Source organism: Lysinibacillus sp. FSL M8-0134 (genome assembly GCF_038069745.1).
GTDB classification, from domain to species: domain Bacteria; phylum Bacillota; class Bacilli; order Bacillales_A; family Planococcaceae; genus Lysinibacillus; species Lysinibacillus irui.
Genome location: NZ_JBBPAJ010000001.1, coordinates 2,474,000 through 2,486,284 on the forward strand (window position 1 = coordinate 2,474,000; position 12,285 = coordinate 2,486,284).

General features: G+C 34.9%; 10 protein-coding genes and 1 riboswitch. Of the genes, 5 read left to right on the forward strand and 5 right to left on the reverse strand.

Annotated elements, in window-relative coordinates; translation table 11 throughout:
- Window positions 1–1,008: 1,008 nt before the first annotated feature.
- Window positions 1,009–1,188: a hypothetical protein gene (locus MKY49_RS12730; RefSeq protein WP_274793339.1), complete on the forward strand. Its 180-nt coding sequence runs from the start codon at window positions 1,009–1,011 to the stop codon at window positions 1,186–1,188.
- A 51-nt stretch (window positions 1,189–1,239) separates the two neighbouring features.
- On the opposite strand, the gene MKY49_RS12735 is transcribed toward MKY49_RS12730, so the two are convergent.
- From MKY49_RS12735 to MKY49_RS12745, 3 genes are all read right to left on the reverse strand, one after another.
- Window positions 1,240–2,634: a spore germination protein gene (locus MKY49_RS12735; protein ID WP_312506436.1), complete on the reverse strand. Its 1,395-nt coding sequence runs from the start codon at window positions 2,632–2,634 to the stop codon at window positions 1,240–1,242.
- Between the two features lie 248 nt (window positions 2,635–2,882).
- Entirely contained in the window at window positions 2,883–3,083 is a 201-nt protein-coding gene (locus MKY49_RS12740) for a cold-shock protein (RefSeq protein ID WP_004225195.1), read from the reverse strand.
- 474 nt (window positions 3,084–3,557) lie between these two features.
- A complete protein-coding gene (locus tag MKY49_RS12745) occupies window positions 3,558–3,722 on the reverse strand; it encodes a hypothetical protein (protein WP_274793341.1) in 165 nt (54 codons plus the stop codon).
- Between the two features lie 422 nt (window positions 3,723–4,144).
- Here MKY49_RS12745 and MKY49_RS12750 point away from each other — a divergent pair, with 422 nt between their 5' ends.
- Window positions 4,145–5,566 carry a VanZ family protein gene (locus MKY49_RS12750; protein WP_274793342.1) on the forward strand — a complete coding sequence of 474 codons (1,422 nt, stop codon included), beginning with the start codon at window positions 4,145–4,147 and terminating at the stop codon, window positions 5,564–5,566.
- Between the two features lie 83 nt (window positions 5,567–5,649).
- Here the strand turns inward: MKY49_RS12750 and MKY49_RS12755 are convergent, their stop codons facing one another.
- Both MKY49_RS12755 and MKY49_RS12760 read right to left on the reverse strand, forming a co-directional pair.
- The gene (locus MKY49_RS12755) at window positions 5,650–6,885 is read right to left on the reverse strand and encodes a Na+/H+ antiporter NhaC family protein (RefSeq protein WP_313470737.1); all 1,236 of its coding nucleotides are present in this window, start codon (window positions 6,883–6,885) and stop codon (window positions 5,650–5,652) included.
- A 139-nt stretch (window positions 6,886–7,024) separates the two neighbouring features.
- Window positions 7,025–7,132: riboswitch (SAM riboswitch) on the reverse strand.
- A 626-nt stretch (window positions 7,133–7,758) separates the two neighbouring features.
- Window positions 7,759–8,643: a LysR family transcriptional regulator gene (locus MKY49_RS12760; protein ID WP_322610666.1), complete on the reverse strand. Its 885-nt coding sequence runs from the start codon at window positions 8,641–8,643 to the stop codon at window positions 7,759–7,761.
- A 130-nt stretch (window positions 8,644–8,773) separates the two neighbouring features.
- On the opposite strand from MKY49_RS12760, the gene MKY49_RS12765 reads away from it, so the two are divergent.
- The 3 genes from MKY49_RS12765 (at window position 8,774) to MKY49_RS12775 (ending at window position 12,178) form a co-directional block, all read left to right on the forward strand.
- Complete coding sequence (locus MKY49_RS12765; RefSeq protein WP_322610665.1) at window positions 8,774–9,514, forward strand: acetoacetate decarboxylase; 741 nt, start codon at window positions 8,774–8,776, stop codon at window positions 9,512–9,514.
- A gap of 141 nt (window positions 9,515–9,655) precedes the next feature.
- A complete protein-coding gene (locus tag MKY49_RS12770; protein ID WP_341386416.1) occupies window positions 9,656–10,687 on the forward strand; it encodes a ketopantoate reductase family protein in 1,032 nt (343 codons plus the stop codon).
- Between the two features lie 576 nt (window positions 10,688–11,263).
- Window positions 11,264–12,178 (forward strand): class I SAM-dependent methyltransferase, encoded by a 915-nt coding sequence (locus MKY49_RS12775; protein ID WP_341386418.1) that lies wholly within the window; start codon window positions 11,264–11,266, stop codon window positions 12,176–12,178.
- Window positions 12,179–12,285 lie beyond the last annotated feature (107 nt).

Consider the following 12,285-nt stretch of genomic DNA (forward strand, 5'->3'; position numbering starts at 1 on the left):
ACGAATAAATTACTGATAAAATGAATTCTTTATGGAAGGCAATATGACTGATATTTGGATCGTTATCCTTCAATTATAGTACTGCCTCCCTGCCAAAGTATATTTACCTTTTAAGGATGCAAATAAATTATAGGAGTGCCATATTATATATAGGAGGATTTTTGGTAGTAGTGATGGTAATTGGGATTATGCTTTACCACCAACATCAGCTAATAAAAAGTTATCGATCACTACTTTATGGACAACTATATATCATACAAAAGCCAATTGAACGTATTATATTATTTTAGGAAACAGGTGAACAGTATACTCTAGAACAACGAGCACAACTATTTGAGCTACTATATGATGCATTTGTGGATGTTGCTAATCATACTGATGGCGGTCTACAGATGGAGCCCTCTATTAAAGAACAATATTTTGGAGGATTTCAATATAAAGAACGAATATCTTCAATGCTTGAATGCCTACATAGAAACGAGAACGCCAGAAAAACGTGAGGAAGCCCATTTACAACTGAAGGAACAATATGAAGCCTATCAGATATTTTTAAAAAATTCGGAAACAAATTAGTTAAACCATTTGAGTAAGGGCTTCGATTCCCCTGATTAATTTTCATAAAAAAACCTATATGTTAACTTAAATAATAATTCATGTTAACATATTATATATCATTATTTTGGGGGTGTTTTTTTGTCTGACAAGAATAAATCATTGCTTGGCTCGGTTACTTGTTTGGCTTTACTTACTTTAGGAGGATATCGAATCTTTACAAACAACTTAGAAGCTATGTCCATTCTCGTAGCCTATGTTTTCTTTATTTGCGGACTGATAGGCTTTATTTTTAATGTAATAAAGTTATCTAAAATTCCTAGAACCTAACGTTGTCATATTACAACCTTTCAAATTTAAATCGAGTACCGTTCCCTTTCTTTTTTCTAACAGGCCCAGAAATACTTCATGGGTTTACATATGTTAAGTCTAGAGCACAAAGAAGGGCGGAATGAAATGGATCCACGGTTAGCACAATTGCTTCAAAAAGTAAGTTTATATGGTACGTTAGCGAAATACTATGAACATATTGATCCAGAGAAACATATGTATTTTTACGAACAACATTTTAAGTATGAAACACAACTTGTTCAACTGTATTGGCAACTTCATAGAGAAAATCCATATGCCTATTAATTCAAAAAAGACCAGTAGCTCCTTTTTTAGAGAGCCTGGTCTTTGTTTTGCTCAATTTTTCTTTGTTCCTGAAATACCTTTCTTGTCCCTTATATAGTCTATTGGAGCTCGAATAATACTATCGAATAAATCAGTTGGTTTACGTGGTATAGCAGGTGTCATGAAATTAGTGCCTAAAGATTTTAAGCTTAGTAAATGATGGATTAGCCATGCAAGGGCGAGCATTTGTCCAAACAAGCCAAACAGTCCGGCAGATAAGATAAAAATATATCGTACAAATCGACTTGCATTACTCATTAAAAATATAGGGGGAAGAAAGGATAGTAACGCTGATGTAGCTACTAATACAATAAGAATATTACTTAAAAGACCAGCTTGCACTGCAGCTGTTCCAATAACTATACCGCCAACGATACCGATTGTTTGCCCTACCTTTGTAGGCATTCGAGAACCCGCTTCTCGTAAAACTTCAACAATCAGTTCAATAAACAACACTTCTATAAGAGGCGGAAATGGAACTTTACTCCTCGATTCCTGAAGATTTAATAATAATTCATATGGTAAAATTTCCGGATGAAAAGTTAAGGCTGATATATACATCGGCGTAATCATGATTGTAAGGAAAAAGCCAAAAAAGCGTAACATTCTTAATAATGAAGCCGTCGTCCATCGATTATAATAATCCTCAACCGACACAAACATCTCAAAAAATGATGTTGGACAAACAATCGCAGTTTGGCTATTGTCTAGAAAAACAATAATTCTGCCGTCAATTAAATAGCGACAAACACTATCGGGTCTAACGGTCATGTAATATTGTGGAAATGGTGAAAAAGGATTGTCTTCAATTAGTTGTTTTAAGACTGAGACATCAGTAAATAAAGGATAATCAATTTGATCGATTCGATTTCTTAAATTCTCTAAATTTTTTTCATTGATTATGTTTTCCATATACATAATAGAAATTTTTATATTTGCCTCGGAACCAATAATACGGTTTTCATTTTTTAGCATAGGGCTTTGAATGCGCCTACGAAGTAAAGAAATATTCGTTTCTAACGATTCAGTAAAGGCATCCTGTGGACCAATAACAGTTGATTCTGTTTCTGTGTTAGCAATTGCCCTGGTCGGTGCACTATAAGTATCAACACTTACTAATCCGTTCGTTTCATGAAAATATAAAAGCGTTTGCCCCGCATTTAATTTTTTGACAGCTTCACTAATTTTCTTTGAATCCACATATTCAGAAATTTGATGTATTTGTTTAATATTATTGGCTAAAGGGATATAAACCATCGTTTGAATGGTCATCTTTTCCACTAAAGAAGAAAAGTAAATAACCGTCACATCTCCTTCTTCAGTAGAAGTCATTTTAAATTTAACATCATCTACTTCGTAAGTTTCCTGTTTTAGTTTAGCAATTATTTGCCAAGCTGCTTCGTCCATCCAAACGATCCCCCTTTGCTCAATTTTCTTTTTAGTTTATCTGTTCTTCATGTAATTATGCTAAAAAATGAAAGCTATATATATAAATAAAATAAGAAAACCCATTGCCAATTAAGGCAACGGGCTTGAATTACGATGACATTTAAAATTTAACACATCTTACTAAACAATTTCTGAACAAATTTCTCTGAAATAAAAAAGAAAACCACTCTATAACAAGTGGTTTTCTTTCTTCATTCATTTAAGAATTAAAGTTTTACGATGTTAGCAGCTTGAGGTCCGCGTTGGCCTTCTTCTACTGTGAATTCAACTTTTTGGCCTTCTTCAAGTGATTTGAAACCTTCACCTTGGATTGCTGAGAAGTGAGCGAATACGTCTTGTCCGCCTTCTACTTCGATGAAGCCAAAACCTTTTTCTGCATTAAACCATTTTACTGTACCTTGTGTCATAATCAATGACCTCCATTTTAAACTTATTAAATAAAATCATAATACTTTAAAAAAAAACACATACTACAAAAAGTATTAATCAAAAAACGAATACTCTTTGTAATATGTGAATTCATTGTTTGTTTACGCACGATTTTATTAACTTAACTATATAACAAAAAATTATATTTGTCTAGTCCAAACGTAAATTTTTTTAAAATTGGTCTTGGAAACCAATTTGGTTAAAACCTTTGATCTTGTCTAATTAAAGTGATTTACTAAAAATTCACAACATAAAAGGGACATTTTTTTGTATAAGTAGCCTTTTTTTACACAAATTAATAGGGAGTGTATCGCACGCACTTATTTGGTTGTGACGCTAGTTGACCGTCACAGCCTCCCCATTTGTTACTTAGGGTCACTTTAAAGCCCGGTGACCCTAAATTATTTCTTCACCTGTTGAAGCAAAGAAAAAAGCATCTCTTTTAAAGATGCTTATTGAGACAATTCTTCAGATGAAGTTTTTTCAAACTCTAATATATGTCCATCTATTTTTGCTTTTTCTTGTTCCTCGATAAATTCTTCTTTTAGTTCATCAAGTCTGGAATTATGTGTTTTTTGATAACCCGGAAATAGATTGTAATCTACTGGTTTCCCCATAAGTTCACCTCTTATCTCAGTTTTTATTTTATTATAGGGTATATTGATATTTTCTGACAATTGTTTATACTCTTTTTGATTATATGGACTGACAAGACACTACAACTGAAGCCTTATAAATCATTGATAAATATACATAATGGCCTAGGAAAATATTATTTGAATACTATGATTTCATTAAACCTTTATTAATATAAATGTCACTATTAAAATAAAAACACTCATTTGACGTTTCTATAAAATAGGTGTTCGATTACCCCTCTCCCCTCTCCCCATATATGATGAAAAAATCTTAAGAAATCTTCATAAATATTCTCAATAATTATTAATAATTGCCATTTACAATAATGAAGGTCGACAGTCAACACATGTTTTATGTGTGTGGACCATGAACAGAATCAATTAGTTGGGAGCGTTTTATCTTGGGAGTAACAGAAATTATTATTAATATTCGAATTTTAATGTTGCCCGTCATCATTATTATTGGCATTGAGTTTTTGCTTATTGCCCTCTATTATTTCGTTTATTATAAAAAACAACCATCCGAACGAAAAAAACTAAGTATTACTAAAATGATGCTTGGCGCACTCTTCATTGGGTATATCGTATTTGTATGTGAGCTAACGATTATTGGACGTGGTTCTTCTCATTTCCTAGAGATGAATCTTCAACCATTCAGTGGTTATATCGATGCCTGGAAAAAATACTCGTTACGTGATCTTCAAAATTGTATTTTTAATATATTAATGTTTGTGCCGCTTGGGATTTTCTTACCCTTACTTTTCTCTAAATTTAAAGCTTTTAAGAGGCTTTTCCTTGTAGTCGTATGTGCTACACTTTCAATTGAAACATACCAAACACTTACAGGAGCAGGGATTTTCGAGCTTGATGACTTATTCAACAACTCACTTGGTGGGGTTATCGGATACCAATTATACAGACTAGGGGCTTCTATTGTTCATCACAAAAAAGTAAAAATAAAAAGTCTTGTTGGAACTTTGGCTATCCCTCTTATCATGGGATTGATTTTTATTGGGATGTCATTGGTATATGCTCAACAAGAATTTGGACATCTGCCAATAAACGCTTATACAAAATCCAATATGTCAGGTGTTCATGTATCTACTTCATTGCAATTAGACTCAAACCCTACTGTTGCGCCCGTTTATAAAAAAATTATTTATAATGAAGAAGTTGAAACATTGTTGCAAGATAAATTAGGGTTATCGGAGTTGAGTGCAAAGAATTATAAAGACGACCGAGAAATTTTATTGCAAGACAAAGCAGGTATGCAATATACATTATTTATAAGTTCAATGGGGAATTGGTCGTTAACAGCGAATAATTATTCGCAGCAAGCGACATCGACTGGTCAGGAACACTTGATTGATAAGGCGAAGGCATTGATGGACGAACTTTCTATCCTCCCTCAAGAAGCAGAGTTTTCTGTACTGGAAAACGGGGAATTTGAATGGAATCTTCCAGATCGTCCCGATTTAAATGTCGACTATTGGTATGGGGATGTAGTTCTTGATCTTACACAAGATGGACGTGCATATTCATTAGCCTATAATGTTCAAAGAAATCAATTTACACGGGAAGTAGATATCTTGTCCCCTGCTGAAGTATATGAGCAAATAAAGAATGGAGAATTTCCTCAAATAAAGTATAATGCACTCGTTACAGAAGAAGAGCTGGTTCTAAAAAAAGACGATCAGCTTGAAATTGAATTAATCGAGCTAACGTATATGTATGACACAAAAGGTTTCTATCAGCCAGTATACAACGTTTCTGGAACATTAAACGGAAACAACTGGTTTACACTAATACAGGCAAGAAAGTAATCCTTCTAAATCTAAACCATTACTTTAAGAGATGAAAAAGACCAGCTAAGCTAAAATTTTGCTTTGCTGGTCTTATTTGAGCTTTAGGCTTTCTTTTTTGAAGGGTATCCGATAGAAATAGCTATCATTCCGCAAATACCAATAAGAATGGGATAGATCGAGTATTGCAGCATACTTACTGGTGATATTTTGGCCACGCTTGCGGCAGCAAGGAATTGAGCCCCATACGGCAGAAGCCCTTGGACTGTACAGGAGAAAATATCTAATATACTTGCGGATTTTCTTGGCTCAATGTCATATTGTTCAGCAATATTTTTAGCAAGTGGCCCAGCAATTAATATCGCAATTGTATTATTAGCAGTAGATAAATTCGTTAAACCCACAAGGCTAGCAATGCCGAATTCAGCACCCTTTTTCGATTTAATTCTACTTGTCGCAAGGTGCAGCAAAAAGTCAATGCCTCCGTTAAACTTAATAACCTCTACCATTCCAGCTATTAATATGGCAAGAAAGGCGATTTCATACATACCGGACATGCCTTCTCCAATCGTTTGCAGAAGGCTCATCAAGTGATAGCTACCATCTACTAAGCCAACAGCACCTGCAAGGACAATCCCTAGTGCCAGCACAAGGAAAACATTCATCCCAGATAACGCTAAAATGATCACTAAAACATATGGTACAATTTTAACCCAATTATAGCTTACATGCGCCACTTGTGCTGTTTCACCCATTGAAATGATTGCTAAAATAATGCTCGTTACAATCGCTGCTGGCAATACAATCCAAAAATTAACCTTAAACTTATCCTTCATTTGTGCGCCTTGTGAACGTACGGCAGTAATGGTTGTATCTGAAATAAAGGATAAATTATCACCAAACATTGAGCCACCAACAACAGCCGCCATCACTAAAGCAATAGAAAGGTCTGTAAGATCACTTATTCCAACGCCTATTGGAGCTAATGCAACAATCGTTCCCACGGATGTACCCATTGAGAGGGAAATAAAACAGGCAATGATGAACAAGCCCACAACCAGTAAGTTTTGCGGAACGACCGATAAAGCAAAGTTAACAGTGGAATCTACTGCCCCCATACCTTTTGCAACCTCTGAAAAGGCCCCAGCCAAGAGAAAAATAATAACCATCATCATGACATTTAAATTCCCTGCACCTTGACAAAAAATATCAACTTTTTTCGTAAACGATTCTTTTCGATTCATGGCTAGAGCCACAGCACCTGCAATGGTGATAGCAACAATGACAGGAAAGGCATAAAAATCACCTGTAATAACCCCAGAACCAATAAATAATATCATAAAAACAACAAATGGGATCAGCGCCCATGGATTCTCTTTCTTCACTGTTTTACCTCCAAAAAAATTAAAATCAGCCTTTTTCCATAAAAAAAGGCCTCATCTTGAATGAACAAGAAGAGGCCTTATATTGAAAATACACCTCTTATCTATCAAGTCATTTCTTGCTGGATTTGGCACAGTAACTTAATGACTAAGTTCCGCTGCCGAGATTTCATCGGGCCAGTCCCTCCATCTCTCTTGATAAGAAGAAAAAATATTATTTTTTTGACACAATATTAAAAGATTAAAATAAAAAATTAATATTTGCAACAAGTTTTTTCTTTAACTTCTATACGTACATAGATTTTCCGATTAATCTTAGAAGAAATCTGCTTATTGTAGCTGATTTTGTGTATTACTGAATAACGCCGATAGCGGATATTCCATCTTGCTCCTCGGGTATTCATCCTGCTTCGCGAGTATTTCACCTTACTCCGTGGGTATTTCGCCTTGCTTCGCGGGTATTCAACCTTGCTTCGCGGGTATTCAGCCTTGCTCCGCGGGTATTTCGCCTTGCTTCGCGGGTATTCAACCTTGCTCCGCGGGTATTCAGCCTTGCTCCGCGGGTATTTCACCTTACTCCGCGGGTATTTGCCTGCTAAATAATAGAATATAATCCCAAGTCGCTTATTGTGCAACTAACAAAAAACCAGGTGCTCTTCTAAGAAGAACGCCTGGTTTTATTGTGAAAGTGAATCTTACTAACTTACTTAGTTTTGATTCGTTATAATACTACGCTAAGTTGAGGCAATGAACAAGTTAAAATATTTTCCAACAAAATTTTAGGGAATTTTTATGTTTTTTCGAGCATTTCAGGAACCCGTTTCAAAGGTATTAAATTTTGTAGTGCTCATTATTTTCGTTAAAGTAAGTAATAATAAAGTCCCGTAACTGTTGAACGGCAGCTGACGAAATGGAATTTTTTACCCAGGACAGACCTACTGTATACGTTGGATTCATATTAGCTATTTTTACAAAATGTAAATTGAACTTTCTACAAACCGATATGGGCAACAAGGCTACACCCTGTTCCAGCTGGATAATTTCTGCCAGAAGGGTTGAATCTACTTCATAGTTTTTGATAGGCATAAATCCCGCTCTTTCACAAAGTGACGTTGTAAAACGACTATATTCTGCATTGTTGGCTAAGGAAATAAAGGATTCATTTGCAAACTTAGCTAGAGCAACCTCTGACTGACCAGCCAATGGGTGATTAGAAGGCAACACAAGTACTACATCCTCTGCCACAAGCACACAGGTTTCAATTTCTTCATCAATGATTGGAGGGCCTGCTATGCCCAGATCAATATCCCCTCTCTTTAAATTTATACGTATATCATCCCTTGTCTCAATTCCCTGTTGAATTTTGGCATGAGGAAAATCATTAATATATTGACTAATTAGTCCAACGAGAAATCGTGTATTTGATATGGCTATTTTAACTGTACGAGCATTGATTTCATCAAGTGATTGAATATCCATTTTTGCATTTTCTAGTTCGATAAATACCTTATTAACATGCTTGAGCATAATCTGTCCTGCAGCACTTAATTCAATATTTCTTCCTTTTCTATGAAATAATTTTGTGCCTAGTTCATCCTCCAGACGTTTTATAGTCAAACTTAAGGATGGCTGTGCAATATTTAACTGTTGAGCCGCCTTCGAAATATGCTCTGTATTTGCTACTGTTTGAAAATACTTCAATTGTAAAAGTTCCATTTCGCTTAAGCCCCCTAATTCATTTATCTAAATAAATATATTTATATCTTATTATGTATTAGACACAATGTAAAATCCGCATTAAAGTAGTTATTGTAAGAAGACAAAGTTGAAAGAATGGTGGTTTTTCATGAGAAAAGATGAAGTAATGAGACAATTCACAACACCGTTGGATGCAGGTGCTTATCCCATTGGACCTTATCGCTTTTATAACCGTGAATATTTAAATATCGTCTATAAAACAGATATGGAAAAACTTAAGAAAATTGTTCCAGAACCATTGGAAGTGAAGGAGCCCTTTGTCAAATTTGAAATCATGAAAATGCCAGATGTAACAGGGCTAGGTTCTTATACAGAGTGTGGTCAGGTCATTCCTGTTAGCATGGATGGTGAAGAAGGTGATTATTTACATGCAATGTATGTTGATAGTTTCCCCGCCATTGCCTCTGGTAGAGAAATTGCTGCGTATCCTAAAAAATTAGGTAAGCCTAGTTTATTTGTAGATTCTGATACATTAGTTGGTCTCTTAGATTATGGTTCATTAAGAGTGGCTAATGCAACAATGGGATATAAACATTTCCCACTGGATCATCAAGAGGCACTGAAAGAAATTATCAAACCCAATTATATGTTGAAAAAGATGCCTGGTTATGATGGACGACCAAGAATTTGTGAGCTAGTGAGAAGTGAAATTACCGATATTAAAATACTGGGAGCATGGTCAGGTCCAGCGAGACTTGAACTTTTTGCCCATGCACTTGCCCCAATGGCTGATTTACCAGTGTTAGAAGTTGTATCAGCTTCCCATATTGTCACAGAACTATCGTTGGCATCACCTACTGTTGTCTACGATTATTTAACTGAAAAATAGAAAGAACACTAATCCATACATTATCTAATCAAGCAATGAAGCCGTATGGAACTATGCAGATGAAGCTATTGGAGAAACAACGTGACAAAATACAAATAGCTAAGCTTATTGAATAATTAAATAAACCAAGGAGGCATTTAGATGAGAATCGCCGTTTTAGGAGCAGGATCTTTAGGAACAATCGCTGGTGCATATATTGCTGCCGGTGGACAAGATGTCGAATTAATTGATGTTTATCAAGAACATGTAGACGAATTGAATCAATCAGGGGCAAAAATAACAGGAACTACTGACTTTCAAGTGAAAGTAAAAGCCATTACGCCTAAAAATATGTCAGGAACTTATGATTTAGTTTTACTGTTAACAAAACAATTGTATAATGACTCGGTTTTACAAGGCTTACTACCATTTTTAAATGAAACAAGTGTCGTTCTTTCTTTACAAAATGGGATTCCAGAAGAAAAAGTCGCTGCAATTGTAGGGCGAAATCGTGTGATTGCTGGATCAGTTGAGTTTGGTGCTACATTCATTCAACCGGGCATATCTAGTTTGACAACAGAATATAACCACTTCAAACAATATGCATTTCAAATTGGTGAATTAAATGGAGAAACAACAGAAAGAATTAGACAAATACAAACAATTTTAAATCTTGTAGGTGGCACACACATCTCAGACAATTTAGTTGGCACAAAGTGGTCTAAACTATTAATTAACAATGCTTTTAGTGGTCTTTCTGCCGCGCTCAATACGAATTTTGGTGGCGTTCTTGATCATGAGACGAGTAGTATTAGCGCCGTGCATATTGCGGATGAAACGATAAAAGTGGGGCATGCTGCTGGAGTACAATTTGCCAAAATGAATGGCTTCGATATAGCTTCATTAGAAGTGAAAAAGGCTCATGATATCCCTGAACGTGTCAAAGCCTTCCAACAATTGATGGCATCCTCTAAACTACTTAAAGCAAGTATGCTACAGGATTTAGAGAAAAAACGTAAAACGGAAATAAATTATATTAATGGAGTAGTATCGGAGCTGGGCGAAAAGCTGGGTGTTGCCACACCTTTTAATAACCTTGTCGTTCAATTAGTAAAACAGGCAGAAGATTTACAGACCGTTACTAATTTTGAAACAAACATGCCATTCTTTGCTGAACTAGTTAATCATCATTAAACAAAATGACCAGTCACTCTTCACAGAGTGCTGGTCATTTTGCGTTTAGGTAAAGACTATGAAAATCTTCTTGAATAGACTAACATATTGTTCTGAACAAAATCTGAACAATGATACAAAAAAGACTAGACCCTACAACATGCTGTAAGTCCTAGCCTTTTAAGTGAAAGTGAATCTAACTAAATTTTTGCTTAGTTTTTGATTCACATTATAATACGAATGAACAGCCTAAAGGTTTCATATTTTTTTAATAAAATGGGTCTCCCTACACAAAAAGACCAGGAAATCACGAAAATGTGATCCTGGCCCTTTTGTGAAAAGTGAATATTACTCGTTTACTTTAGTTTTTTTGTATTCTACTAATAAGTTAGACGGCTGTTAGTTAAAAAAGTTACATTTATTTTTAAAATTTTTTATTTAATTTTATAGTATGATCTATCTTCCCCTCTCGTATAATCAAAGTACTGAAAACTTGACAAAAAAATTATTTTATGCTAAAATTTACATTTAAAATATTGTTTTGTATAATAGGATTCTCCTGGCCAGGGGAATCCTATTTTTTTGAGGAGTGTTAATATGAATAAACAGCAATCTAGTATCACTTCATTAATAGCTGCCTTTAGTAGAGCTTATCATAGTCAAATGGATACACCGAAAATTTTTGATGATTATGTAGCAAAAGAGTTAATCTCACCTGAAGAGTTTCAAAGTATTCAAGATCACCTGATACAAGGCATCGACTTCTTTAACAAGGACATGGCTATACCAACTAAAGATAATGTAAAAAATTTAGTAAAATGGATAACGCAAATTCAACTCGCTCCTACTCCCTTGGCACGTGCAGCATACAACGAAAATGTCTTGCATCATGAAATCCGGCTTGGTATCGAGCAATATGTCATTTTAGGCGCTGGCTTGGATACTTTTCCTTATCGTCATCCTCAGTTAGAAACAGTTGTAGAAATTTTTGAGGTTGATCATCCTACAACCCAGGCTTTTAAGAAGAAACGATTACAAGAAGCATCACTTCCACCAATGAAGCATCTTCATTTTGTTTCAATGGATTTTACTAAACAATTTCAATCTCAACCCCTCTTTGAGCAAGGGTTTCAGTATAAAAAGACGTTTTTTAGTCTGTTAGGTGTCTCCTATTATTTAACGAAAGAAGAATTAGCAAGTTTACTCACTCATTTATTTGCTCTTGTTCCATCAGGCAGTTCCATTGTGTTGGATTATGCCGATGAAACTCTCTTTCAGGAAAATGGCCTTTTTAATAGAGTGGACAACATGGTGAAGATGGCTGCTGCAGGTGGCGAGCCGATGAAATCGTGTTTTACTTATAAGGACATGGAGAAGATGTTAGATCCATTGGGTTTACTCATATACGAACATCTTACCCCTCCTGCTATTCAACAGCTTTATTTCCAGAATCGGACGGATTACTTATCAGCTTTTGAAACCATCCATTACATGCATATTGTTAAAAAATAAGTATAGTTAATTTATTTTTATATTATTCTTAATTTTCTTTCTATTTCTCAGGCAATTAACTATTTCAATATATAAATTTAGTATACTATAGTAGTGTAAAGCTAATT